The following is a 23,791-nucleotide window of genomic DNA, read 5'->3' as shown; positions in this document are numbered from 1 at the left end:
GGGCGGATCGCGACGACCGTACCGCGTGCGCCCGGCGCACCGGAAGCGCCTGCCTCCTCCGTTGCCCCGGGACGGCCACGAACCGCTCGTGGCGGGTCCGGGATGCGGGCAGGATGGGGGCATGGGGCGGAAGGCTGCTATCGATCGGGACGAGTTGCGGCGGCTGGCGGGCGAGGGGTGGTCCAACGCCGAACTGGCCGGGCACTTCGGGGTGAGCGAGTCGGGGATCCTGCAGGCCAAGCGGGCGGCGGGCCTCGCCAAGCCGATGCTCGACCACAGCAGGGCGATCCCGTGGAAGCTGAACAGGGCCCACAACCAGACGGGCCCCGCCACCAACCTGCGGAACCTGTCGGCCGTCGCCCAGGGCGGCGCCGTGCCCCAGGTGAAGATCAATACCGCCGTCCGCTGGGCCCGGCGGCTCGTCGACGGCGGCCTGGACGTCGCCTACAGCCCTGAGGCGGGGTTCTCGGAGGTCCCCGCCGGGGGCGCCTCCCACGTCCGGTCGGTGCTGAACGACGCGCTGGAGGCCCTGCGCGAACGTGGTCAGGTGCCCGAGGACGAGTGACGTCCCGGCGGCCGGTGCGCGTCCTGTTTCGGGGTGTCCGTCCAGGGCAGTCGGGGGGTTACAAAGGCAGACATACCGGAGGCAGAGATGACCATCACCTGGGTGGCCGTCGTTGTAGCCGCGGTGGTGGCGATCCTGGCCGTCGGCTACCTCGTGGCGCAGCAGCAGCGCAGACGCCGGCTTCAAGAACGCTTCGGGCCGGAGTACGACCGCACGGTCCGGGAGCGGGAGAGCCGCAAGGAGGCGGAGCAGGAACTGCTCGAGAGGGAGCAGCGCCACGCCAAGCTCGACATCAGGCCGCTCCCCGCGGAGGCCCGCGCGGCCTACGCGAAGAAGTGGACCGAGGTGCAGGAACGGTTCGTGGACGCTCCCGGCTTCGCCGTGACGGAGGCCGACCATCTGGTGACCTCGGTCATGGCCGACCGCGGATACCCGACCGAGGGGTTCGAGCAGCAGGCCTCCGACCTGTCCGTCGCCCACGGCCAGGCGCTGGAGCACTACCGCGAGGCCCACGAGATCAGCAGCCGCGCCGCCAGGCGGGAGGCCTCCACCGAGGAGCTCCGGCAGGCCATGGTGCACTACCGCGCCCTGTTCGAGGAACTCCTGGAGGACACCACCGGCGCCCGCCGCGACGAGCGCGCGCGGGAGGACGCGGCGACCTTCCGGCGGCACGAGGACGCCGCCGGCTTCGACGGTGAGCGTCGCGAGCCGGTGGACGGCACCGGCTTCGGCCGGGACGGCCGCGAGACCGTGGGGACCGACGCCCGCGCCGCCATCTCCCACCGCGACCCGCAGAGAGGCTGACCACCGATGGAACCGTATCGCCGAGACGGCGTGGACCAGCCGGTCCGCGAGCACGAGAACGGCCACTCCTTCGAGCAGGACACCCGCCGCTGGGACTGGAACGGCGGCGGCCACGACACCGACCCCGATCCCGCGCACGACTCCACCACGGCGGACGTCCTGGACGGCGCCGGGCCGCGGACCCGCCCGGACATCGGCTCCACATCCGGCACGACGGACGGCGTCGACCGCGACAGGCCGCAGCCGGAGCGTCCGGACGTGATCGTGTACCCGACGGAGAACGACCACTCGTCCTGGTCCGGCCGGGACGGCGGAGCGGACGGCGTCTCCGGGGCGGGGCCCGTGCCGGTGATGGACGCCGACGAGGCCGCCCTGTCGGAGGAGACCGAGGACACCGTCCCCGCGCGCGGGGCGGGCACCGCGCCCGCGACCGGCACCGTGGCCGGTACGGGCGCCACCCCGGCCGGCGGCCTCGACGCGGAGCCGGACTTCCGGCAGCGCTGGCGCGAGATCCAGGCCGGGTTCGTCGACGACCCGCAGGACGCCGTCCGGCAGGCCGACCAGCTCGTGGAGGAGGCCGTGACCGCCATCGCCTCCCGTCGCGAGGCGCTGGCCGGCCGCTGGAAGGACGCCGACCGGAACGACACCGAACAGCTCCGCCTGGCCCTGCGGGACTACCGCTCCCTGTTGGAGGATCTCGTCGGGCTCGCCCACAACCCGGCCGGGGACGGAGGTTCCCCGGCCCGACACGAAGCGAGGTAACCGATGCTTGCCATCGTCGCCGCGATAGTTTTCGGCATCGCCTTCCTGTTCAGCCTCATCGGCACGAGTATCGGCATCTCCACCACGGCCATGATCGCTCTTGGTCTGTGCCTGCTCGCCCTGCACCAGGGCGGCATCGGCACCTCGTCGGTCGGTAGCTGGCACGGGTACCGCCGCGCCCGCCGCTGAGCGCAGGAGGGGGCGCCGCCCGGTGGGGCGGCGCCCTTCCGCGTCCGTGGGAGAGGCTCTAGCCGGATCGGGCGCCCGCCGCCACCGGCCGGCGTTCGGCGGCCTCCTCGCGGGCGGACCGGGCCGCCAGCTCGAACTCGTGCCGCGGATGCTGGATGGCGCCTATGGCGACGATCTCGCGTTTGAACAGGAAGCCGAGAGTCCAGTCGATCAGTACGCGGGTCTTCTTGTTGAGCGTCGGGACCTTGGAGAGGTGGTAGGTGCGGTGCAGGAACCAGGCGGGGAATCCGCGCAGCTGGTATCCGTAGATGTTGGCGACGCCCCGGTACAGGCCGAGGCTCGCGACCGAGCCGACGCTCTTGTGCCTGTACGGCCTGCGCGGCGCGCCGCGCAGCATCGCGATGAGGTTGTCGGCCAGCCGCGGGGCCTGCCGTACGGCGTGCTGGGCGTTGGGCGGGGTGGTCTGGCCGGGCCGGGTGAGGTCGGGTACGGCCGCGCAGTCGCCCGCCGAGAAGGCGAAGGGACTCCCCTCGACGGTGAGGTACTCGTCGACCTTGACGCGGTCGCGGGAGTCGCGGGGCAGGTCGGTGTCCTTGATCAGTGGATTCGGTTTGACACCCGCGGTCCACACCAGGGTGTCGGCGTCGAACTCCTCGCCGTCGCTGAGGACGATGTGGTGGTCGACGGCCGAGCGCAGCAGGGTGCGGGTGCGCACCTCGATCCCCCGGCTCCGCAGTTGCTGGACCGCCCACTCCCCCAGTTCGAGGCCCACCTCGGGCATGATCTTGTCGGTGGCCTCGACGAGGACCCACCGCATGTCGGAGGGTTCCAGGCTGGGGAAGTAGCGGCAGGCGTCGGCCGCCATGTCCTCGAGTTCGGCCAGGGCCTCCACGCCGGCGTATCCGGCGCCGACGAAGACGAAGCTCAGCGCCCGCCGGCGTACCCGCTCGTCGGTGGTCGAGGCGACGAGGTCGAGCTTGTCGAGCACGTGGTTGCGCAGATAGATGGCCTCTTCCAGGGTCTTGAAGCCGATGCCGTGCTCGGCGACGCCCGGGATCGGAAGGGCCCGGGAGATGGAGCCGGGCGCGTAGACCAGGTAGTCGAACCCGATGCGCCAGCCCGGTCCCTCGTGGGGCTGGAAGTCGGCCGTCCGGTCGGCCAGGCTGACCCGCACCACCCGGCCGCTGAGCACGGTGCACCTCGGCAGCAGGCGGCGCAGGAAGACCACGACATGGCGGGCCTCCACGTTGCCCCCGGCCACTTCCGGCAGGAAGGGCTGGTAGGTCATGTAGGAGTCGAGGTCGACCACGGTGACCTCTGCCTCGTCGGGGCGGAGCTTCTTCTGCAGGCGCAGAGCGGTGTACATGCCGACGTAGCCGCCTCCCACGACGAGCACGTGCGGGATTCGCTGAGTCATAGATGGGGACGTACCCCGGCAAGCACCGTTATAGGGGCATTTGCCCAAGTCCGAAGCGCATTATGACGTTTGTCCCGGCTGGCCCGGTTCGTAGTAGAAGCTCCTTCACCAGCCGCCTGACCACCCACAGGCCCATGCCACTGGTGGAGTAGTCATGGGGGGCGGTCATCCCGGGCAGCTCGTCGGGCACCCAGTAGCCGTCGTCGTGCACGTCGATGACGAGGTCGCCACCGTCGAGCCACACACGCAGCCGCGCCTTGGCCGTCCCGTGTGTCACCGCGTTGGTGGCGACCTCGTTGATGGCGAGCAGGAAGTCGCCGATGGCCTCCTCCGCCATGCCGGCCCGCCGGGCCTGCAGGGCGGCGAAGTCGCGCACGTCGGGGAGGTCCCCGACGCAGAACGTCATTTCCCGGACCGCCGCGCCGGACGGAGGCGGCCAGGGGCCGCCCCCGTCCGAAAGGAAGCGGGGAGGAGGGACTCCGTCCTCGTTCACCCGATAACCGCCTCCAACAGCGATCCGCTCTAAAAGTTCCCCCTGCGTCCGGAGTCGCCGACTACTCCGACGTAGATACTCCGGCATACACGCCCCCCGAGGGAAGTGCCCCACTCACGCACCTTCTGTTCCACGCGTGAGCTGCCCCAGGATAGGGGCCTTAATCACGCCGAGACCAGTTGCGCCCGCAGCTGGTCGAGGACCTTGCGGAGGATCCGGGAGACGTGCATCTGGGAGATGCCGAACTCCGCGGCGATCTCGGCCTGGGTCATGTTCCCGTAGAAGCGCAGCAGGAGGATGTTGCGCTCGCGGTCGGGAAGCTGGTCGATCAGGGGCTTGACCGCCTCGCGGTCGACGAGCGTGCCGAGCTCGTCGTCGTCGTCCGGGATGACCTCGCCGAGCGCCGCGGCGTCGTCGTCGGCGCCCATCGGGGCGTCCAGCGACAGGGTGCTGTAGGCGGCGGAGGCGTCCATGGTGAGGAGCATGTCCTCCTCGGAGATGCCCATCTTCTCGGCCAGCTCGGCGACGGTGGGGAACCGCCCGAGCTCCTGCGTGAAGTCGGCGACCAGGCGGTTCAGCTCCGAGCGCCGCTCCTGGTAGAGGCGCGGGACCCGGACGGCCCAGGTGCGGTCGCGGAAGTGGCGCTTCACTTCGCCGGTCATGGTCACCATGGCATAGCCTCTGAAGCTATGCCCCAGCTCAGCGTCGAACCCGTTGATCGCCTTCATGAGCCCGACGTACGCGGCCTGGAGAAGATCCTCCATCGGCTCGCCCCGGTGGCGATAGCGGCGCGCGATCTCGCGGGCCATGGGCAGGTGCATCTCGACGATCATCTCGCGCAGCCGGGCCCGCCTGGCCTCGGTGGTGTCCGGCTCGGCCAGCTCGCGGAGCAGGTCCTCGGCGGTGATCTCGGTGTCGGAGGAGAACGTGCGGTTCTCGGCAGCCATTTGCTGCTCCCTCGTATGCCTTGCAAGCGAGGCGGACCGCCTGGACCCATGCAGAGCAGACGTCGCCTCGCGTACTACTGTCGAGACGAGGCCCTCTGCTGGACCTCGGCTCCAGTATTCCCCAAAAATCAAGAGTATTGCTACCCCCCAGGCAACAGTAAGGTTGCGGTTGACCCCGTCCGGGGTTGGCGCCTTGCGCCAGGGAAGCGGCGAGGAGGCGCGTGGTGACCGTTCCAGATAGGGCGAATTCAGCCCTGACCCTTACTTCGGCGGTCGCCGAGGGGGGCATCCCCGTCGTGCACGTCAGCGGCATCCTGGACGCGACCACGCGTGAGCGGTTCACCGAGCGGCTGGCCGAGATCGCCGACGACCACGGCCCCGACCTCGTGCTCGACCTCGCCGGGGTGACCTTCATGGACTCCCGGGCGCTGGGGCTGATCGTGCACCACTGGCAGCGCACCATGGCGGCGCAGGGACATTTCGCCCTCGTCGGAGTCCAGTACTCCAACTCCAAGGTGATGTGGGTCACCGGCCTCGCGCAGCGCCTCCCGCTGTACGACACCCTGGAGGAGGCGCTGGCCGCCTTCAAGGGCTGAGCCCCCGCGCCGCGGGCGGAGCCGTCAGGACGGCGCGGCGCCGCCGTGCTTGCTCTGGTGCTCGCTGACCAGCAGCCGGGCCAGGTCGGCCACCTTGACCTGGTGGTGCTGCGACAGACGGCGCAGCTCGTCGAAGGCCGCCTCGGCCGAGCAGCCGCTCGCGTGCATGATGATGCCCTTGGCCTGGTCGATCACGGCCCGGCCGGCGAGGGCCTCCTGCAGCTGGGCGGCGTCGGTGAGCACGTCGTCGTAGTCGCTGATGTTGGCGAGCGCGACGGTGAGCTGCTCGGTGAGCAGGGTGGCGAGGGCGTCGACCTGGCCGCCCGCGAAGGCGCCCGGCCGCACGGCGTACAGTCCGAGCACGAGCGTCGCCCCGTCGATCCTGATCGGCAGCACGAGCGTGGAGCGCACGCCATGGGTGACGGCCGTGGCGGCGTAGCGGGGCCAGCGCGGGTCGACCAGCAGGTCGGGCACCAGGACGCTGCGGCCGGAGGCGAGCGCCTCGGCCGACGGGCCCTCGCCGAGGGCCTGCTCGCGGTCGACCAGCGTGATCAGGTCGCTGTGGGAGGCGACGAGCATGATGCGCTCCTCCCGCCGCAGCTCCACCGTGCCGCCGGCGCAGCCGGGCACCCCGACCGCGACGGCCTCGGTGATCCCCCGCAGCACGCTCTCAGTCGAGGTGCCCTCGTGGACGCGGCCGAGAGCCGCGAGGTCACGCGCCAGAGCCGGACCGAACATCCGCATCGTCTCCATACAAGCCTTCTGCTTCCCTGGGATGCCAGATTAATTCCAGGCACGAGATGCTCATCGAAGGGTGACCCCCGTTTGACGTACCGTCTAGCAGGGGAAGCCTTCGCTCCCCTCGGCCATACGAAGGACGTCAATTGACCGACCTGACCGATCTTCCCGCGCTCGAACAGGCGCTGAACGGCCTCACGGCCCGCATATCCTCCCTCCGCGACGCCCGGGCGGCCTACCCCAAGGAGCCGGGGCCCACTCTGGACGCCGCGCTGGTGGAGCTCGACACGGCCCGCGACCTGCTGCGGGCCGCGCTCGGCGAGCTCGGCAAGTCCCGCCGCAGGGCGGGCGGCAAGGACGGCGGCTCCAACCGCGAGCTGAAGCTGCTGCGCACGGTGTACCGCACCATGCCGGTGCCGGTGATCATCCTGGACCAGGCCGCGACGGTGCGGCGGGTGAACGCCGAGGCCTCCCGCCTGCTCGGCAGCCCCGACGGGTACCTGACCGGCCGGGCCTTCCCGCTGCTGGTCGACGTCTCCCGGCGCGCCGCGTTCCGGTCGCACCTCACCGCGGTGCTCCACACCGGGGAGACCGCGGCCTTCCCGACCCGGCTCACCCACCAGGGCCGCGCCCACAACGTCCGGCTCGTGCTGACCCAGTTGCGCATGCCGGGTGAGCCGCAGGAGATGATCGCCGCGGTGGCGCTCCCGGTCGAGGTGCGCGTGGCCGAGTCCGCGCCGGCCGAGAGCGGGCAGCGGCCGGAGGAGTCGCAGGTCTTCGCGGCCGCGCGGCGTCAGGAGCTGATGTCGCAGCTCACCCGCCTGCTGCTCGACGAGGAGAGCCTCAGCGAGCCGGTGGCCCTCATCCGGGCCGGGCGGCTGCTGGCCTCCCATACGGCCGACTGGGTGTTCGCCGACGTGTTCCGGGGCGGGGTGCCGCAGCGGTCGCTGGTCATCGGCCCCACCAACCAGCCGGTGTCGCGCCTGGTGCAGACCCTGGAGCGCATGGACCCCTCGGCGGCGCCGATCGTCTCCCAGGTGCTGGAGAGCGGGGACGGCGTGGTGCACGAGATGGTGGAGGACGAGTCGCTGCTAGGAGCGCTCCCGGACGGCGCCCCCGTGCTGCAGGCGACGCGGGCGGGCTCGGTGCTGAGCGTGCCGATCCACGCCGGCGGCGAGGTCTTCGGGGTGCTCACCCTGCTGCGGCTGCGGGAGCGGCCCCCGTTCGGCCTGGCCGACCTCGCCCTGCTGGAGGACGCCGGCACCCACATCGGGCTCGCCCTGCGGGCGCAGCGGGTCTTCCAGGGCAGGTCGCAGGCGGCCGACACCCTCCAGACCGGCGTGCTGCCGCGCACCCTGCCCGAGATCCCCGGCTACGACACCGCGGCCGCCTACCACACCGGCGCCGGCCCGAGGGCGATCGGCGGGGAGTTCTACGACGTCTTCCGGGTGAAGGACGGCTGGGGGTTCGCGGTCGGCGGCGTGGTCGGCCAGGGCGAGGAGGCCGCGTCGGTCACCGCCATGGTCCGTGGCGGCCTGCGCACGCTGAGCGTGTTGGAGGACGACCCGGGGGCCGTGGTGGCCAGGCTCAACGACGCCCTGGTCGTGCAGGACACCGGCATGTTCGTCATGGTGGCCGCCGGGTTCGTCACCCCCGGCAGGCGCGCGGGACGGGTGCGGCTGGCCTCGGCGGGCAACCACCCTCCGGCGGTGCTGAAGTCCGACGGCGGGGTGCGCTACACGCTGGGCGGCGGGATGCCCCTCGGCATCGAGCCCGGCGCCGAGATCTCCGTGGAGGAGGTCGCCGTGGCGCCGGGCGAGACGCTGGTGCTGTACTCCGACGGGCTCGCGGGCTCGCGCGGCAGGTCGGGGCAGGCCGAGCTGGCCTACGGCGAGGGGCGGCTGACCGAGGTGCTGGCGCGCTGCACCGGGCAGACGGCCTCGGCGGTGGTCAAGGCCGTCGAGGACGACCACCTGGCGTTCTGCGGCGGGCAGGTGCTGGACGAGACCACGGTCCTGGCGCTGCGCCGCACCCGCTGAGGCCTGTTCTCCGCACGAGCCCGATGCCCTCCGGCCGGACCCTGTGAGCGGTCCGGCGCTCGCAGGTCGATGAGGGCGACGTGCGGGAAACGGGCCTGAGGCCGCTGCGGGCCGGGCGCCGCGACGGGCGCCCGGCCGGCGGCCCCACCCTTCCCTTGCGAGAACTTTTCAAGATTTTTTGCCTCGAAGAGGTTTGCGTCTTTCCGGACGCCGGTACACTGTCATACAGATTTCGTGCCTAAGACGCAGGCACAACTCAGTACGTCTGTGGGCCCCGACGCGGCCCGACTTTCCTGAGGTGTGCCGTGAACATCGCCATCGTCTCTGTGCACGAACTTCCCGCCGACATCCCGGCCATCGCCCGTGAACTGGGCACTTCCCACCGGGTCACCGTTTACACCCGTCGTGACCGTGCCGACCGCAAGCCGCGTGTGAAGATGGCGGCCGGTGTGACGGTCGAATACCTGACGGCCGGCCCCGCCGAGGAGCTTCCCGAGTCCGGCGTGATGCCGTACATCTCCGACTTCAGCGCCCAGCTCGCCCAGCGGTGGGTCAAGGAGCGCCCCGACGTGATCCACGCCCACTCCTGGAGCGGCGGCCTGGCCGCGATCGCCGGAGCCGAGGGCCTGGAGACGCCCATCGTCCAGACCTTCCACCGGCTCGGCTCGACCGGCCTGCGCCCCGGCGCGAAGACGGACCCGGCGCGGGCCCGCCTGGAGCGCGCGATCGGCCGCCGCGCGAACGCCGTGATCGCCTTCTGCTGCCAGGAGGCGGACGAGCTGATCCGCATGGGCGTGCCGCGCCGGAACATCGCGGTCGTCCCGCACGGCGTCGACGTCGAGCGCTTCCGCCGCCAGGGCGCCTCGCACCCGCGGGGTCAGCGGCCCCGCCTGCTGCACGTCGGCCACATCACCCGGGGAGGCGGCGCGCACGCCGCGATCCGTGCCCTGGACGGCATCCCCGACGCCGAGCTGCTGATCGCGGGCGGCCCGGTGGCCGGCTCCCCCGACACCGAGCAGGACCTCGAGCGCCTGCGGATCCTCGCCAAGGAGGTCGGCGTCGAGGACCGGGTGACCCTGCTCGGCCACGTGTCGCACTCGGCGATGCCGAAGCTCATGCGCAGCGCCGACGTCGTGCTCTCGCTCCCGGTCGCCGTGCCCAACGGCAAGGTGGCGCTGGAGGCGATGGCCTGCGGCGTCCCGGTGATCGCCTCCGCGGTCGGCGCCCACCTCGACTCGGTCGTCGACGGCGTGACGGGCCTGCTGGTGCATCCCGGCAACGTCGCGCTGCTCGCCCGCCGCACCCGCCAGCTGCTCGGCGACCTCACCCGCCGGACCGCCCTCGGGTACGCCGGCGCCGACCGGGCGGGCTCCCGCTACTCCCTGGAGCGCATCAGCCGCGAGCTGGTCCGCGTCTACGACGGCGTGACCGGCCGCCAGCAGCCCGTGGACGTCGAGGAGACCGAGGCCGAGGCCGCCTGACGACCACCCCTCAGCACCACTCCCCCACCCGGCTGAGCCCGTGCCACCCCATCGGTGGCACGGGCTCAGTCATGCTCGCGGCCTTCCCCGAAGCCTGGACCGTGCACACTGCACAGCCACGCCGTCCGCACTGTGGAATATCAACACTGACACCTGCGTGACCGGTGCATACCGTAAGCGGCCAAGCAACAGGTTTCGCTCGCGAAGGAGGTCGGCATGGCCTCAGCTGTCGGTGTCGACGATTACGCGCTCACCAGGGTGCCCGAACGCGCCCGCTACTCCTGGTTGTCGGTCGCGGTCCAGCGCTTCGGCCAGGTCTCCGCGCTGAGCCAGTTCCTGCTCGGCGCCACCCTCGGGTTCGGGATGGGGTTCTGGCAGGCGTTCCTCGCGCTGACCCTGGGCGCCGTCATCCTCGAGGTGGTGGCCGTCTTCGTCGGGGTGATCGGGGTGCGGGAGGGGCTGTCCACCTCCATGCTGGCCCGCTGGACGGGGTTCGGCCGGGCGGGGTCGGCGGTGATCGGGCTGGCGATCGGCATCAGCCTGATCGGATGGTTCGGCATCCAGTCGGCGGTCTCCGCGCAGGGGCTGGCCGGCCTGGTGGGCGGGCTGCCCGAGTGGGGGTGGTCGCTGGTGTTCGGGCTGCTGGTCACGGCCATCGTGCTGTGGGGCTTCCATTCGATGGCGTGGACGGCCTACCTGACGGTGCCGGCGTTCCTGCTCCTGGTCGGCTGGTCGATCGTGACCGAACTGTCCCGGCACGACGTCGGCGCGCTGGTCGCCTCGCCGCCGCCGGGGCCGCACCTGACCCTGCTGCAGGGCACCACGCTGGTCGCGGGCGGCTTCATCGTGGGAGCGATCATCACCCCCGACATGACGCGCTTCAACCGCAGCGTCGCCGACGTGGTGAAGCAGACGCTGGTGGGCGTCACGCTCGGGGAGTACGTGATCGGCATGGCCGGCGTGCTGCTCGCGCACGCCGTCGGCACCAGTGAGATCACCACGATCGTCACCTCCTCGGTCGGCTGGGTCGGCATCCTGGTGATCGTCGCGGGCACCATCAAGATCAACGACTGGAACCTGTACTCGTCGGGCCTGGGGCTGGTGAGCTTCGTCGGCACGGTCTTCGGCAGGCGAGTCCACCGCGGGGCGGCCACCGCGGTCATCGGCCTGGTGGGCAGCGTCCTCGCCGCCGCCGGCATCCTGAACCAGTTCATCGAGTTCCTGATGCTGCTCGGGGTGGTCTTCCCGCCGATCGCCGGGATCATGGTGGCCGAGTACTTCGTGGTGCGGCGCTGGCGCGGGGAGCTAGAGGCCGCCAGGGCGGCCGGCGCGCTGCCCGAGCAGGCGCCCAACTGGGTCCCGGCCACCCTGGTCATATGGCTGGCCGCCGCCCTGGTCGGCAAGTTCGTCGACGTCGGGCTCGGCAGCATCAACGCCCTGGTCGTCGCGTTCGTCCTCTATGTCGCCGCCGGGAAGCTGGGGTTCGTGCGCGGCGTGGGGACCGGCCGTACGGCGGACGCCTCCGCCGTACCGGTGGCCTGAGCCAGGAGAAGGCCGACAAAGCCGTCTGAAGAGGAGTTGTGAATCTCGTGCGTATCGGCATCGACGTGGGTGGCACCAACACCGACGCCGTCCTGCTGGACGGCAGGCAGGTGCTCGCCGCCGTCAAGACCAGCACCACCACCGACGTCACCTCCGGCATCGTGGCCGCCGTCGAGGGGCTGCAGGCGCAGCGGGCGTTCGACCCGGCGGAGGTGCGGGCGGTGATGATCGGCACCACCCACTTCATCAACGCCCTGGTGGAGGCCCGCCGGCTCGCGCCGACCGCGGCGCTGCGGCTGAGCCTGCCCGCCGGCGCGTCACTGCCGCCGATGGTCGACTGGCCGCAGCGGCTGGTCGACGCGGTGGCGGGCCGAAGCTACCTCGTGCACGGCGGGCACGAGTTCGACGGCAGGCACATCGCGGAGCTGGACGAGGCCGAGATCCGCAAGGCGGCCGAGGACATGGGGCTGGCCGGGGTGCGCAGCGTCGCGATCACCTCGGTCTTCTCCCCGGTCAACGCCGAGTTCGAGGCCCGCGCGGCGGAGATCATCGCGGCGGAGCTGCCGGACGTGGCGGTCTCCCTGTCGCACGAGATCGGACGGATCGGCCTGCTGGAGCGGGAGAACGCGACCATCATCAACGCCGCGCTCCGCGAGCTGGCCGCGCACATCGTGGACGGCCTGGCGACCTCGGTCAGCGGGGCGGGCATCACCGCCCCGCTGTACCTGAGCCAGAACGACGGCACGCTGATGGACGTCGACTTCGCCCGCCGCTATCCGGTGGCGACGTTCGCCTCGGGCCCGACCAACTCCATGCGCGGCGCCGCCGTGCTGTCCGGCCTGGACACCTGCGCGGTGGTGGACGTGGGCGGCACCACCAGCGACGTGGGCGTGCTGCGGCACGGGTTCCCGCGCGAGGCGACGACCGACGTGACCGTGGCGGGCATCCGTACCAACTTCCGCATGCCGGACGTGCTGTCGATCGGCATCGGCGGCGGCAGCCGGGTCCGCGGCGACGCGGGCGGGGTGACGGTCGGGCCCGACTCGGTGGGCTACGAGCTGACGTCGAAGGCGCTGGTGTTCGGCGGCGACACGCTGACCGCCACCGACATCGCCGTGGCCGCGGGCCGGGCGCGGATAGGCGACCCGGGCCTGGTGGCCCACCTGGACAAGGACCTGGTCGAGGCCGCCCTCCGGCGCATCGCCGGCGACGTCGCCGACGCCGTGGAGCGCATGCGCACCTCCGCCGAGCCGCTGCCGGTGGTCGCGGTCGGCGGCGGCTCGATGCTGCTGCCCGACGAGCTGGGCGACGTGGGCGCCGTGCACCGGCCCGAGCACTACGCGGTGGCCAACGCGATCGGCGCGGCCATCGCCCAGATCGGCGGCGAGGTCGACCGGGTGTACGCCGTGGAGCCCGGCCGCCGTGACACCGTGGTCGACGCGGCCAAGCAGGAGGCGGTGGACCGGGCCGTGGCGGCGGGCGCGTCCCCCTCGACCGTCCAGATCGTGGACTTCGACGAGGTGCCGATCCCCTACCTGCCCGGCAACGGGACCCGCATCAGGGCCAAGGCCGTGGGCGAGCTGCAGCTGACCGACACGAAGGGACGCTGACATGCGCGAGATCACCCTTGCGGACCTGGACGACATCGCGCGCGGCGCGGCGATCCTGGGCACGGGCGGCGGCGGCGACCCGCACATCGGCCGGCTGCTGGCCGCCTCCGCCCTGCGCCGCCACGGCCCGGTGCGGCTGTGCCCGCTGGAGGAGCTGCCCGCCGACGCCTCCGTCCTGCCGGTGGCGATGATGGGCGCGCCCACCGTGATGGTGGAGAAGCTGCCGGTCACCGACCAGGTCGCCGTCGCGGCCGAGGCCCTGGCCGGCTACCTCGGCCGCGAGCTCACCCACATCGCCTGCGCCGAGGCGGGCGGGGTCAACTCGCTGATCCCCGTGGTCGCCGCGGCACAGCTGGGACTGCCGCTGGTGGACGCCGACGGCATGGGCCGGGCGTTCCCGGAGATCCAGATGGTGCTCCCCACGCTGTACGGGGTGCGGGCCACGCCCATGGCGATCGCCGACGAGAAGGGCAACCGGGCCGTCCTGGACACCGTGGACAACCACTGGGCCGAACGGCTGGCCCGCTCGGCGACCATCGACATGGGCTGCTCGGCCATGATCAGCTCGTACGCGATGACCGGCGCCCAGGCGGCCGAGTCGCTCGTGCCGGGCACCCTCAGCCTGTGCGCCGAGCTGGGCGCGCTGGTGCGTCAGGCCCGCGCCGGGCACGCCGACCCGGTGGACGCCGTGGTGGCGCGGCTGGGGGGCCGCAGGCTGTTCGGCGGGAAGGTGGTCGACGTCGAGCGCCGGACCGTGACCGGCTTCGCCCGCGGCACCGCGACGCTGTCGGGCACGGACGGCGACACCGGCGGCGAGCTGGTGCTCCGCTTCCAGAACGAGTACCTGGTGGCCGAGGTCGACGGCGCGGTGCAGGCCTGCGTGCCCGACCTGATCTGCACCCTGGACCGCGAGACCGGCGACGCCGTGACCACCGAGTCGCTGCGGTTCGGGCAGCGGGTGACCGTCATCTCCGCCCCGTGCGACCCGCGCTGGCACACCCCCGAGGGCCTGGCGCTGGCCGGGCCGCGCTACTTCGGCTACGACCTCGACCCGGTGGGGGCGGGACGGTGAGCCGGTCGCTGACCGAACAGGACCTTCCGGACCTGGCCCGCGGTGCCGCCGTCCTGGGCACGGGCGGCGGCGGCGACCCGTACGTCGGGCGGTTGCTGGTGCGGCAGGCGATCCGCGAGCACGGTCCGGTCACCGTCCTCGACCCCGACGAGCTGGCCGACGACGCCCTGGTCATCCCGACGGCGCAGATGGGCGCGCCGACCGTGGTGCACGAGAAGCTGCCGTGCGGCACCGAGCCGATCGCCGCGCTGCGCGCGCTGGAGGCGCACCTGGGCCGCAGGGCCGGCGCCACCATGCCGATCGAATGCGGCGGGATCAACTCGATGATCCCCCTCGTGGTGGCCGCCCGCACCGGCCTGCCGGTCGTGGACGCCGACGGCATGGGCCGTGCCTTCCCCGAGCTGCAGATGGAGACCTTCGGCGTGTACGGGGTGCCGGGCTCTCCGATGGCCGTCGCTGGCGAGCGCGGCGAGACCACGATCATCGACACCGGCCGCGACAACAAACGGATGGAGTGGCTGGCCCGCGGGATCACGATCCGGCTGGGCGGGGTGGCGCACATCGCCGAGTACGCGATGAGCGGCGCGGAGGTCAGGCGCACGGCGGTGCCGCGCACGCTGACGCTCGCGCTGACCGTCGGCCGTACGATCCGGCAGGCCAGGGAACGCGGCGCCGACCCGGTGGCGGCGCTGGCCGAGGCGCTGCGCGACACGCTGTACGGGCACCTGCGGGTGCTGTTCCGCGGCAAGATCTCCGACGTGGAGCGGCGCACCGAGGCGGGCTTCGCACGCGGCCGGGCGGCGGCGGTGTCGTTCGACGGCAGGCACAAGCTGGAGCTGGTGTTCCAGAACGAGCACCTGGTGGCGCTGGTGGACGGCGAGGTGCGGTGCGTCGTGCCCGACCTGGTGTGCGTGCTGGAGGCCGACCAGGCCGAGCCGATCACGACGGAGAACCTGCGCTACGGCCAGCGGGTCACCGTCGTGGGCATCTCCACCCCTGATCTGATGAGGACGCCGGAGGCGCTCGCGGTGTTCGGGCCCGCCGCGTTCGGCCTGCCCCACGACTTCAGGCCCGTGGAGGAGCTTCGATGAACGGGCGCACGGTAGTGATCATCGGCGGCGGATCGGGCATCGGCCTGGAGGTGGCCCGGCGGTCGGTGGCCGCCGGGGCCCGGGTGGTGCTCGGCGGCCGCACCCGGGCACGGCTGGAGGCGGCCGCCGCCGAACTCGGCGAGGCGGCGAGCTGGCACGTCGTGGACACCACCGACACCGATTCGCTGGCCGCGTTCTTCGCCGCGGTCGACCGCGTGGACCACCTGTTCACCCCGGCCGCCTCCTACACGGTCGGCCCGATGCGGGAGCTCGGCGACGAGGAGGCGCGCAGCCCGTTCGAGTCGAAGTTCTGGGGCCAGTACCACGCCGTCCGGTTCGCCCTGCCGAAGCTCGGCGAGGACGCGTCGATCGTGCTGATGTCAGGTGCGGCGAGCGTCAGGCCACCCGCGGCGGCCCCCGCGTACGTGGCGTGCAACGCCGCCATCGAGGGGCTCGGCCGCGGCCTGGCCGTGGAACTGGCGCCCGTCCGGGTGAACGTCGTCTCCCCCGGCACCATCGACGGCAACCTGTGGTCGCAGCGGCCGGCGGAGGTGCGGCGGGCGAGCTTCGCGCAGTACTCCCGCGACACGCTGCTCGGCCGGGTGGGCCGGGAGGGGGAGGTGGCGGACGCCGTCATGTTCCTGTTCACCGCCACCTACATGACCGGCTCGGCCCTGTACCCCGACGGCGGCTACGCGCTCAGGTGAACACGTGCGGCAAGCTGATGGGGTGCGGATCGACGTGGCGGACGTGGCGGCCCTGGAACGGGGGGTCGCCGTGCTCGGCTCCGGAGGCGGCGGGGACAGCCGGACCGCGGCGACCCTGCTGCGCCGGCGGCTGGCCTCCGGCCTCGACATCGCCGTGCACCCGATCGCCGACCTGCCGCCCGACGCGTGGATCGTCCCGGTGGGGGTGGTCGGCGCGACGGCCGTGTTCACCGAGAAGCTGCCGGGCGGCCACGAGTTCGCCGCGGCCGTCGGCGCCGTCGAACGCTGGACGGGCACCCGCGCCGACGCGCTGGTCTCCATCGAGATCGGCGGGCTGAACGGCGTGATGCCGCTGGTCGCCGCCTGCGACCTCGGCCTGTCCACCGTGGACGCCGACCTGTCCGGCCGCGGGCTGCCGCGGCTGGACCAGCTCTCCCTCGGGGCCGCGGGCCGCCCGGTCGTGCCCGCGGCGCTGGCCGAGCCGAGCGGGCAGGTGCTCCTGCAGGCCACCGGCGCGCCGGGCGACCTGGAGCGCATGGCGCGGGCGTTCCTGCCCAGCGCGGGCGGGTGGGCGATGCTGGCCCTCGCGCCGATCCGGGCGCGGGAGCTCGCCGCCTGCGCCGTGGTCGCCTCGGTGTCCTCCGCGCTGTGGCTGGGCCGCCAGGTGCTGGCCCTGGGCGAGTCCCCCGACCCGGCCCGGCTGGCCGCCGCCACGAACGGACGCGTACTGGCGCTCGGCCGCGTGGCCGAGGTGACCCGGCGCCCGGGCCCCGAACTGCACGGCCGCGCCGGATTCGCGCGGGGCAGCGTCACGCTGGCCGACCACGCCTCCGGCGCGCTGCTGCGCCTGGAGATGGAGAACGAATACCTCCTGGCGCTGCGCGACGGGCTCGTCGTGGCGTCCACCCCCGACGTGCTCGCGGTGCTGGACCGCCGCACCGCCGTGCCGATCGCGTGCGACACGGTCCGCCCGGGCATGGAGGTCATGGTGCTGCAGCTGGCGATCTCACCGTTCTGGACCCACCCGGGCAGGCTGGACGTCCTCGCGCCGCGCGCCTACGGCATCGACTGCGACCCCGCGCTGCTGGGGACGGGCCGATGACCAGCGTACGCAGGCTGCTGGCGTTGCCCGAGTGGAGCGGCGAGGTGCGTGTGCTGGCCGGATCGGCGGGGCTCGACGCGCCGGTGCGCACGGTCCGCCCGGTCGCCGGCCCGGGAGCCGGCGGTCCCGTCGCCGGCGACGAACTGGTCGTCGTGACGGGACGGCTCGACCCCGGCGACTGGCGCGTCGACGCGCTGCTGCGGCGGGTGGCGGACGCGGGCGGGGCGGGCGTGCTCGTGCCCTGCGGCCCGCCGCGCGCCACGCTGCTGCTGGCCGACCGGCTCGGGCTTCCCCTTCTCGGCACCGGCGGGGATCCGTTGGACCTGGTCGTCGCGGCGCGTCTGCTGCTGGCCGCGCCGGAGATCGACCGCGCCCGGCTCGTGCTCGCCGCGCACCGCGCCTTCGACCGGCCGTGCACCCCGGAGGAGGTGGTGCGGCGGCTGAGGGACCTGCTCGGCACTCCGGTGGGCCTGCTCGACGACCGGGGGCAGCCGCTGGCGGGCGACCTGGCCGAGCCCGGCGCCGTACGGGCCGACGAACCCGTCCCGCAGCGCGCCGACCTCCCCGACGGGGTGCTGCTCGCGCACCCGGCGCTGCTGCCGCACCCGGCGCGCCCGACGTTCTGGCTGGCCACCGAGCTGCGCGGCACGGCGGCGGCGCGCGCCGACGTCGTGCCCCCCGCCCTGGCCGTGGCGGCCGCCGCGGTGCAGCGCTGGCTGCTGTCCCACCGGCTGGAGCTGGAACGCGACGCGCGGGCGCGTACCGCGCTGCTCGGCGACCTGCTGCGCCTGGACGGCGAGCCGCCCGCCGAGCTGCGCAGGCGGGTGGCCGACGCCGGGTGGCGGCTCGGCGGCTGGCACGTCGGCATCCGTATCGGCGCGGTGTCGGCGCTCGACATCGTGGCCCGGACGGCGGAGATCTCCCGCGTCCTGCACGGCGAGGGCATCGACGCCGTCGTCGTCGAGCACGGCGAAGGGTGGACGGCGTGGACGACGTTCGCCCAGGAGCCCACCGCCGCCCGGGTGCGCGCCCTGGCGGCCGACCTGCACGCCGCCAACCGCAAGCTGCAGGGCTCGATCAGCGCCCACATGGGCGTCGGCCGGCCGCACCCCCGGGCCGACGGGCTGGCGGGCACGCTGGCGGAGGCCACCGACGCGGCCAGGCTCGCGGCGACCCGCCCCGAGACGGGCTTCTTCCTGCACGTCGACCAGCTCGGCATGGCACAGCTGCTGCTGGAGTGGACGCGGACCGACACCTTCGAGCCGGCGGCGCGCGCGCTGCTGGCACCGCTGCGCGACCAGCCGGGCGACCTGGTGCGCACGCTGTCGGCCTACCTCGACGCGGAGTCGTCGATCGCGGAGACGGCGGCGGTGCTGGGGGTGCACCGCAACACCGTGACGGCGCGGATCGACCGGATCGAGCGGCTGCTGGGGGTGGACCTGCGCCACCGCGACGAACGCCTGGCCCTCCACCTGGCCTGCCGCACGGTCACCCTCCCCGGCCGCTGACCCGGCGCCCCCGGACCGGCCGGCGCGAGGAGCACGGACCGGAAGTGTGCGGGTGTCGCTCAGCCGGAGATCTCGACGACCGCCCGCCAGGTGCGGCGGTCGTCGATCAGGGAGAGCACGCAGTCGGCCAGGTCGGCCCGGGCGACCGACCTGGCGCCGGGGAGGGGCGCGCCGATCGCCGTCCGGTACCGGCCTGTGAGAGGGCCGTCGGTCAGCATCGGCGGCCGGATGACGGTCCAGTCGGCGTCGCTCGCCCTGACGAGGCGTTCCATCTCGGCCATGTCGGCGTAACCGTGGCGGTAGAGGCGCTGGATGACGAATCGGGTGACCAGGCGCTGCGGCAGCGGGGTCCCGGGCGCGATCTCCAGGCCGGCCGAGGACAGGCAGACGAAGCGGCGCGCCCCGGCGGGGCGCATGGCCTCGAGGATGTTGGCCGAACCCTGGGAGTAGACCGTGGTGGGGTGCTTGCGGTCGGTGCTGCCGAGGCAGGAGAGCACGGCGTCGTGGCCGGGGACCGCCGCGCGCCACGTCCCCGGTTCGAGCACGTCGCCGCGGAGCACGGTCAGGCGGTCGTGGCCCCGCTCGCCGACCGAGCCGGGGTCGCGGGCGACCGCGGTCACCTCGTGCCCCGCGGCGAGTGCCTGTTGCAGCAGCCGGGCGCCTGTGCCGCCCGTGACCCCGAAGATCAGCAATCTCACGACAGCCTCGCCAGGCCCTCGACCACCGCGGCGGCCACGGCCCGCTGGCCGGCCGGGGTGAGGTGCACCCCGTCGTCGAGGTGCAGCCCGCTCTCCGTGCCGCCTATCGTGGCGGTCCGGGTGTCGACGGCCGGTTCCGGCCGGTCGAGCAGGAAGCGGGCGATGGCGTCGATGTCGCCGTTGCCCCAGCTGAGCCCGGCACGCTGGAAGTGCGGGTAGGCGGCGGCCCGCCGTTCGTCCACCGCGCTCGGCGTGAGCCAGACCCACCGGGCCGGGACGTGCGCGGCGGCCAGATCGCGCAGGGCGAGCAGGTTGCGTTCGGTCTCGGCCAGGCTGACCAGCGTGGGCCCGTCCGCGCCCCCGAGGCGCCGGGCGTCGTTGCCGCCGAGCATGCACAGCACCCAGTCGGGGCGGTGGTGGGCGAGGCCGGGCAGGCCGGTCAGGGCCTGGGTGGTGGTGCAGCCCGAGATCGCGAGGTTCGTGAACGTGATCCCGTCGGAGGGGCGCCGCAGGGAGACCAGGTGCCGCAGGATCTCGAACCAGGACAACCGGTCGGCGCTGGTGCTCTCGCCGATGACGACGACGTGGTCTCCGGGGGCGAACGGCAGCCGGTCGACCCGCTCGGCCGTCCCGGGGTCGCCCAGGAGATCGGCCGCCGCCTTCCGGACCTGCTCGTCGAAGCCTTCGAGCAGGGCCCGGTGTTCGTCGGGGTCGAGGCCGAACAGATGGGCTTCGTCGACCTTGCCGAGGTAGGTCAGGACCTTCTCGGGCTGCTGGAAGCGCACGAGACGTTCGGTGAAGGGGAAGTTCATGTGATCTCTCCGGGGTGGGGTCGTCCGGCCGTGGGCCGATGGGCTTGCCGCGGGGCGCGGCCAGGAAGGGTCATGCGATGACCCGGCCGCCGGTCAGGTCGAGGGTGACCCCGGTGACCCAGGACGACGCGGCCGAGGCCAGGTACAGCACGGCGTGCGCGACGTCCTCCGGCATCCCCAGCCGGCCGAGCGGGAACGCGCGGGCCAGCCGCTCGCGCTCCTCGTCCGGCATGAAGCGCCGCATCTTGCCGTTGAGGACCGCCGACGGCGCCAGGCAGTTGACCCGCACGCCCGCGGGCCCGACCTCGTTGGCGAGGTGCTTGGCGAGCATGATCACCCCGGCCTTGGCGGCGGCGTAGGCGGCGTTGGCGCCGCTCGGCAGCCGCCCGGCCGAGGACGCCATCATGATCACTGATCCGGCCCCGCGTTCCACCATCCCGGGAAGGAACTCCCGCACCGTGAGGAAGGCCGAGGTCAGGTCGGAGTCGATGACGGCCCGCCACTGGTCGGGGGCCAGCTCCACCGTGGGCACGGGCCTGCCCTGGCCGCCGGCGAACGGCGCGAGGACGTCCACCGGGCCGAGCGCGCTCTCCACGGTCTCGCGCATCCGCGCGACCGCTTCGGGATCGGTGACATCGCCGGGCACCGCGACCGCCTGCCCGCCGGCCGCCTCGATGGCTTCGACGACCGCGTCGATCGCCACCCGGTCGCGGCCGTTGACGCCCACCTTGACGCCGTTGGCCGCGAGGGCGCGGCTGGTCGCGGCGCCGATCTCGCCGGAACCGCCGGTGACCAGCGCGACCTTGCCGTCGAGGCCGGGGTGCCGGGGCCAGGCGCCGGCCGTCTCCGCTGCGTTCACGTCGAACTCCGTTCTCTGAGGTGAATGATTCACTATGGAGAATGATTCTGATGCGAGTACGATAGGACAGTGACCGCACCCTGGCAACCGACCGACGGCGAGCACCCCCGGCCGAGGGGAGTGGCGTTCCTGCTGGCGCAGCTCGGCGCCCACGCGACAGGGCGCTTCGCCGAGCGGGTCGGCGAACTCGGGCTGACCCCGCCCGACATCGGGCTGCTGCGCATGATCGCCACCAGCCCGGGCCGCAGCCAGCAGTCGCTGGCCGCCGATCTCGGTGTCGTGCCCAGCCGCGTCGTCACGCTGATCGACAACCTCGACCGCAAGGGGCTCGTGGAGCGGCGCCGCAGCCCCGAGGACCGCCGCAACCACGCCCTGCACCTCACCCCCGAGGCGGAGCGCCTCATGGGCGAGATCTGGCGCGTGGCCTCCGCCCACGAGGACGACATCTGTTCCGGGCTGGACGAGTCCCAGCGGGAACAACTCGCCACCCTGCTCGGGCTCATCGCCGACCGGCAGGGGCTCACGGCCGGCGTGCACCCCGGGTACCGGCGACCCGCCCACGCCCGCCGCCCCGACACCTCTCGGTGACAAGAGCCTCAGCGGGCGGCCCGATGCGACACCGAATCGCTATAAGCCGGTGATCAGGGGTGTTCGCTTGCTTTCATGGGCGCATGTCGATTCGTAACGCGTACATGATCGTAGCGGCGACGACGTTGAGCCTCTGTCCCGGTCCGGGGCACGACGGCCCGTACGGGGGCCACCCGGTCGGCGCGGCCCGCCCGCCCGCGGCGCACGGCCGCCCCTCCCCCTCGGCCCAGGACCACCCTCCGCACGCCGGCCCGGTCACCGGCCGCCCGGCGAGCGGCGGCCACCCGTCCGGGTACGGTCCCACGTCCCCTCCGCCGCCGGTGTACGACCGCCGGTACGAACGCCCCGTCCCCCCGCCCGCCTCGTACGGCCGCCCCTCCGCGAGCGCCACGCGACGCCCCGCCGTGAGCGCGCCCTCCGGGCAGGCCACCCAGCGCGTCTCGGCGCAGCCGGACGCCCGGTGGGGCACGCCGGTGCTGGTGGAGAACTTCGACGGCGGCGCGATCGACCGGAGCAGATGGGAGGTGTACGACTCCCCCGACGCCCAGGTGAACCCCCGGACGGCGCGCGCCACCACCGTTCACGACGGCGTGCTGCACATGACCGGCGGCTTCTACGGCGGGAAGGACCTCTCCGGCGGGGTCGCGAGCCACCTGTCGCAGACGTACGGCCGGTGGGAGGTGCGGTTCCGGGGCGAGGCGGGCGCCGGGTACTCCCTGGTCACCCTGCTGTGGCCGAGCAGCGAGAACGGCGAGTACTCCGAGATCGACTTCGCCGAGGTGATCGACCCCTCGCGGCGGACCGGCGGCATCTACGTCCACCGGGGCGAGGCCCCGCAGGCGCAGAGCCAGATGCGCGCCGACTTCACCCAGTGGCACACCGTGGCCGTCGACTGGCTGCCCGGCCGGCTGACCTTCTGGCTCGACGGGCAGAAGACCTGGGACTACGCCGGGCCCCGCGTGCCGGAGGGGCAGCCGATGCACCTGACGCTGCAGAACGACGTGGTGTGCAACCAGTGGTCCCCCTGCCGCAACGCCTCCACGCCCCGGACGGTCTCGATGTTCGTCGACTGGGTCAAGATCTACCGCGCGCCCTGAGGTCCGCCGAGGAGCTCGGCGGCCTTGAGGGCGAGGTGGAGGACCAGGCGGTTCTCGCCGTCGGCGAGGTCGAGCCCGGTCAGGCGCTCGGCCTTGGCCAGCCGGTAGTACAGCGTCTGCCGGTGCACCCCGAGCCGCGCGGCGGTCTCTCCCGCCTGCCCGGCCCGGTCGAGGTAGGTCTCGACGGTGCGGGCCAGCTCGGGTTCGAGCGCGCCCGCCTCGGCCGCCAGGTCGGCGAGCTGCGCCCCGGACAGGCGCGCCAGGACGCGGTGGACGCCCAGGTCGGCCCAGGCGGCGACAGAGGCGAACCTCGGCACCCTCTGGGCCACCCGCAGGGCCAGCGTCGCCTCCCGCCAGCTCCGCCACGCCTCGCCCGGATCCTCCCGGGCCCCGCCGATGCCGGCGGCCGTGCCGTACAGGGCCTGGACGCGGCCGGCGACCGCGCGGGCCTGCGCGGCGGGCGCCAGGACGGCGGTGACGGGGTCGCCGGCGTCGGCGAGGACGCCGCGCGGCAGCGTCCACAGCGGCACCACCCGGCCGGAGACGCTGTGGACGGCGATCGCGGCGACGGGCCCGGCCAGGTCGAGGCCCGCGGCGGCGCGCAGCTCGGGATCGGCCGACAGCAGGTCGCGCAGGCGCGCCCCGAGGTCGGCGCGGCTGCGGGCCTCGCGGGCGAGCACGGCCGCGGCCTGCTCGACCAGCGGCGAGACGCTCGCGAGCAGCCGGTCGTCCAGCTTCCCCGAGTCGAGCAGCCACAGATACCCGTAGGTCACCTCGCGGTGGCGCAGCGGCACGCAGACCCGGGCGAGCACGCCGAGACGCTCGTCGGCGGGGATGCGCACCGGCCCGGGCGCCGAGGCGATGCCGTACCCCTCGAAGTAGGCGCGGACCTCGTCGGAGGCGCGGCGGCGCAGGATCGACTCGCGCCGCACCGTGTCGATGTCGCCGCTCTGGGCGGCGTAGGCGAGCAACTGGAAGGAGCGGTCTTCCAGTGTCGCCGAGGCGTCGAGCACGCGGGCGATCTCGTCGACGATTTCCTGCAGGTCCACCCGCCCATTGTCATACATATGTATG

The 23,791-nt window shown here is 73.3% G+C and carries 24 protein-coding genes; 16 read left to right on the top strand and 8 right to left on the bottom strand.

What is annotated here, in order from left to right; genetic code table 11:
- Window positions 1–121: 121 nt before the first annotated feature.
- The 4 genes from KIK05_RS14715 (at window position 122) to KIK05_RS14700 (ending at window position 2,320) form a co-directional block, all read left to right on the top strand.
- Window positions 122–565 carry a hypothetical protein gene (locus tag KIK05_RS14715; RefSeq protein ID WP_214411249.1) on the top strand — a complete coding sequence of 148 codons (444 nt, stop codon included), beginning with the start codon at window positions 122–124 and terminating at the stop codon, window positions 563–565.
- An 87-nt stretch (window positions 566–652) separates the two neighbouring features.
- Window positions 653–1,369, top strand: coding sequence for a hypothetical protein (locus KIK05_RS14710; protein ID WP_250562775.1), 717 nt, complete (start codon window positions 653–655; stop codon window positions 1,367–1,369).
- Window positions 1,370–1,375: 6 nt separating this feature from the next.
- Window positions 1,376–2,131, top strand: coding sequence for a hypothetical protein (locus KIK05_RS14705; protein WP_214411248.1), 756 nt, complete (start codon window positions 1,376–1,378; stop codon window positions 2,129–2,131).
- 3 nt (window positions 2,132–2,134) lie between these two features.
- Window positions 2,135–2,320: a hypothetical protein gene (locus tag KIK05_RS14700; protein ID WP_214411247.1), complete on the top strand. Its 186-nt coding sequence runs from the start codon at window positions 2,135–2,137 to the stop codon at window positions 2,318–2,320.
- Between the two features lie 58 nt (window positions 2,321–2,378).
- On the opposite strand, the gene KIK05_RS14695 is transcribed toward KIK05_RS14700, so the two are convergent.
- From KIK05_RS14695 to KIK05_RS14685, 3 genes are all read right to left on the bottom strand, one after another.
- A complete protein-coding gene (locus KIK05_RS14695; protein ID WP_214411246.1) occupies window positions 2,379–3,737 on the bottom strand; it encodes an NAD(P)/FAD-dependent oxidoreductase in 1,359 nt (452 codons plus the stop codon).
- Between the two features lie 28 nt (window positions 3,738–3,765).
- Window positions 3,766–4,143, bottom strand: coding sequence for an ATP-binding protein (locus KIK05_RS14690; protein ID WP_250562774.1), 378 nt, complete (start codon window positions 4,141–4,143; stop codon window positions 3,766–3,768).
- 251 nt (window positions 4,144–4,394) lie between these two features.
- Window positions 4,395–5,177 carry a SigB/SigF/SigG family RNA polymerase sigma factor gene (locus tag KIK05_RS14685; protein WP_214411244.1) on the bottom strand — a complete coding sequence of 261 codons (783 nt, stop codon included), beginning with the start codon at window positions 5,175–5,177 and terminating at the stop codon, window positions 4,395–4,397.
- A gap of 224 nt (window positions 5,178–5,401) precedes the next feature.
- Between KIK05_RS14685 and KIK05_RS14680 the strand changes: the two genes are divergently transcribed.
- The gene (locus KIK05_RS14680; RefSeq protein ID WP_308249917.1) at window positions 5,402–5,773 is read left to right on the top strand and encodes an STAS domain-containing protein; all 372 of its coding nucleotides are present in this window, start codon (window positions 5,402–5,404) and stop codon (window positions 5,771–5,773) included.
- Between the two features lie 24 nt (window positions 5,774–5,797).
- Here the strand turns inward: KIK05_RS14680 and KIK05_RS14675 are convergent, their stop codons facing one another.
- A complete protein-coding gene (locus KIK05_RS14675) occupies window positions 5,798–6,526 on the bottom strand; it encodes a GAF and ANTAR domain-containing protein (protein ID WP_250562773.1) in 729 nt (242 codons plus the stop codon).
- A gap of 131 nt (window positions 6,527–6,657) precedes the next feature.
- Between KIK05_RS14675 and KIK05_RS14670 the strand changes: the two genes are divergently transcribed.
- The 9 genes from KIK05_RS14670 to KIK05_RS14630 all read left to right on the top strand — a co-directional run bounded on the left by KIK05_RS14670 (window position 6,658) and on the right by KIK05_RS14630 (window position 18,663).
- A complete protein-coding gene (locus KIK05_RS14670) occupies window positions 6,658–8,550 on the top strand; it encodes a SpoIIE family protein phosphatase (RefSeq protein WP_214411242.1) in 1,893 nt (630 codons plus the stop codon).
- Window positions 8,551–8,855: 305 nt separating this feature from the next.
- The gene (locus KIK05_RS14665) at window positions 8,856–10,031 is read left to right on the top strand and encodes a glycosyltransferase (RefSeq protein ID WP_214411241.1); all 1,176 of its coding nucleotides are present in this window, start codon (window positions 8,856–8,858) and stop codon (window positions 10,029–10,031) included.
- Window positions 10,032–10,247: 216 nt separating this feature from the next.
- Window positions 10,248–11,573, top strand: coding sequence for a purine-cytosine permease family protein (locus tag KIK05_RS14660; protein ID WP_214411240.1), 1,326 nt, complete (start codon window positions 10,248–10,250; stop codon window positions 11,571–11,573).
- Between the two features lie 38 nt (window positions 11,574–11,611).
- A complete protein-coding gene (locus KIK05_RS14655) occupies window positions 11,612–13,183 on the top strand; it encodes a hydantoinase/oxoprolinase N-terminal domain-containing protein (protein WP_443729119.1) in 1,572 nt (523 codons plus the stop codon).
- A 1-nt stretch (window position 13,184) separates the two neighbouring features.
- The gene (locus tag KIK05_RS14650; RefSeq protein WP_214411239.1) at window positions 13,185–14,255 is read left to right on the top strand and encodes an S-methyl thiohydantoin desulfurase family protein; all 1,071 of its coding nucleotides are present in this window, start codon (window positions 13,185–13,187) and stop codon (window positions 14,253–14,255) included.
- Complete coding sequence (locus tag KIK05_RS14645) at window positions 14,252–15,346, top strand: S-methyl thiohydantoin desulfurase family protein (RefSeq protein ID WP_214411238.1); 1,095 nt, start codon at window positions 14,252–14,254, stop codon at window positions 15,344–15,346. The genes KIK05_RS14650 and KIK05_RS14645 overlap by 4 nt, the downstream gene beginning before the upstream one ends.
- A complete protein-coding gene (locus KIK05_RS14640; protein WP_214411237.1) occupies window positions 15,343–16,053 on the top strand; it encodes an SDR family oxidoreductase in 711 nt (236 codons plus the stop codon). The genes KIK05_RS14645 and KIK05_RS14640 overlap by 4 nt, the downstream gene beginning before the upstream one ends.
- Before the next feature lie 4 nt (window positions 16,054–16,057).
- Entirely contained in the window at window positions 16,058–17,155 is a 1,098-nt protein-coding gene (locus KIK05_RS14635; RefSeq protein ID WP_214411236.1) for an S-methyl thiohydantoin desulfurase family protein, read from the top strand.
- Entirely contained in the window at window positions 17,152–18,663 is a 1,512-nt protein-coding gene (locus KIK05_RS14630; RefSeq protein ID WP_214411235.1) for a helix-turn-helix domain-containing protein, read from the top strand. The genes KIK05_RS14635 and KIK05_RS14630 overlap by 4 nt, the downstream gene beginning before the upstream one ends.
- A 59-nt stretch (window positions 18,664–18,722) precedes the next feature.
- On the opposite strand, the gene KIK05_RS14625 is transcribed toward KIK05_RS14630, so the two are convergent.
- The 3 genes from KIK05_RS14625 to KIK05_RS14615 all read right to left on the bottom strand — a co-directional run bounded on the left by KIK05_RS14625 (window position 18,723) and on the right by KIK05_RS14615 (window position 21,032).
- The gene (locus tag KIK05_RS14625) at window positions 18,723–19,361 is read right to left on the bottom strand and encodes an NAD(P)-dependent oxidoreductase (protein ID WP_214411234.1); all 639 of its coding nucleotides are present in this window, start codon (window positions 19,359–19,361) and stop codon (window positions 18,723–18,725) included.
- Window positions 19,358–20,173 (bottom strand): SGNH/GDSL hydrolase family protein, encoded by an 816-nt coding sequence (locus tag KIK05_RS14620; protein WP_214411233.1) that lies wholly within the window; start codon window positions 20,171–20,173, stop codon window positions 19,358–19,360. Before KIK05_RS14620 ends, KIK05_RS14625 begins: the two co-directional genes overlap by 4 nt.
- A gap of 70 nt (window positions 20,174–20,243) precedes the next feature.
- Complete coding sequence (locus tag KIK05_RS14615; RefSeq protein WP_214411232.1) at window positions 20,244–21,032, bottom strand: SDR family NAD(P)-dependent oxidoreductase; 789 nt, start codon at window positions 21,030–21,032, stop codon at window positions 20,244–20,246.
- A 69-nt stretch (window positions 21,033–21,101) separates the two neighbouring features.
- Here KIK05_RS14615 and KIK05_RS14610 point away from each other — a divergent pair, with 69 nt between their 5' ends.
- Both KIK05_RS14610 and KIK05_RS14605 read left to right on the top strand, forming a co-directional pair.
- A complete protein-coding gene (locus tag KIK05_RS14610; RefSeq protein ID WP_214411231.1) occupies window positions 21,102–21,620 on the top strand; it encodes a MarR family winged helix-turn-helix transcriptional regulator in 519 nt (172 codons plus the stop codon).
- An 83-nt stretch (window positions 21,621–21,703) separates the two neighbouring features.
- Complete coding sequence (locus tag KIK05_RS14605) at window positions 21,704–22,717, top strand: glycoside hydrolase family 16 protein (protein ID WP_214411230.1); 1,014 nt, start codon at window positions 21,704–21,706, stop codon at window positions 22,715–22,717.
- Here KIK05_RS14605 and KIK05_RS14600 read toward each other — a convergent pair.
- Window positions 22,702–23,766: a PucR family transcriptional regulator gene (locus tag KIK05_RS14600; RefSeq protein WP_308249916.1), complete on the bottom strand. Its 1,065-nt coding sequence runs from the start codon at window positions 23,764–23,766 to the stop codon at window positions 22,702–22,704. The genes KIK05_RS14605 and KIK05_RS14600 overlap by 16 nt on opposite strands.
- Window positions 23,767–23,791 lie beyond the last annotated feature (25 nt).

The sequence above is a fragment of the Sphaerisporangium fuscum genome, assembly GCF_018531465.1.
In the GTDB taxonomy this organism is placed as follows: domain Bacteria; phylum Actinomycetota; class Actinomycetes; order Streptosporangiales; family Streptosporangiaceae; genus Sphaerisporangium; species Sphaerisporangium fuscum.
This window is presented reverse-complemented; position numbering and strand designations above follow the sequence as displayed.

Excerpts from the sequence above, each read along its gene's own strand:
- KIK05_RS14715 (WP_214411249.1), top strand. The coding sequence starts at position 122 with ATGGGGCGGAAGGCTGCTATCGATCGGGACGAGTTGCGGCGGCTGGCG.
- KIK05_RS14710 (WP_250562775.1), top strand. The coding sequence starts at position 653 with ATGACCATCACCTGGGTGGCCGTCGTTGTAGCCGCGGTGGTGGCGATC.
- KIK05_RS14705 (WP_214411248.1), top strand. The coding sequence starts at position 1,376 with ATGGAACCGTATCGCCGAGACGGCGTGGACCAGCCGGTCCGCGAGCAC.
- KIK05_RS14700 (WP_214411247.1), top strand. The coding sequence starts at position 2,135 with ATGCTTGCCATCGTCGCCGCGATAGTTTTCGGCATCGCCTTCCTGTTC.
- KIK05_RS14695 (WP_214411246.1), bottom strand. The coding sequence starts at position 3,737 with ATGACTCAGCGAATCCCGCACGTGCTCGTCGTGGGAGGCGGCTACGTC.
- KIK05_RS14690 (WP_250562774.1), bottom strand. The coding sequence starts at position 4,143 with ATGACGTTCTGCGTCGGGGACCTCCCCGACGTGCGCGACTTCGCCGCC.
- KIK05_RS14685 (WP_214411244.1), bottom strand. The coding sequence starts at position 5,177 with ATGGCTGCCGAGAACCGCACGTTCTCCTCCGACACCGAGATCACCGCC.
- KIK05_RS14675 (WP_250562773.1), bottom strand. The coding sequence starts at position 6,526 with ATGGAGACGATGCGGATGTTCGGTCCGGCTCTGGCGCGTGACCTCGCG.
- KIK05_RS14660 (WP_214411240.1), top strand. The coding sequence starts at position 10,248 with ATGGCCTCAGCTGTCGGTGTCGACGATTACGCGCTCACCAGGGTGCCC.
- KIK05_RS14650 (WP_214411239.1), top strand. The coding sequence starts at position 13,185 with ATGCGCGAGATCACCCTTGCGGACCTGGACGACATCGCGCGCGGCGCG.
- KIK05_RS14640 (WP_214411237.1), top strand. The coding sequence starts at position 15,343 with ATGAACGGGCGCACGGTAGTGATCATCGGCGGCGGATCGGGCATCGGC.
- KIK05_RS14630 (WP_214411235.1), top strand. The coding sequence starts at position 17,152 with ATGACCAGCGTACGCAGGCTGCTGGCGTTGCCCGAGTGGAGCGGCGAG.
- KIK05_RS14620 (WP_214411233.1), bottom strand. The coding sequence starts at position 20,173 with ATGAACTTCCCCTTCACCGAACGTCTCGTGCGCTTCCAGCAGCCCGAG.
- KIK05_RS14605 (WP_214411230.1), top strand. The coding sequence starts at position 21,704 with ATGTCGATTCGTAACGCGTACATGATCGTAGCGGCGACGACGTTGAGC.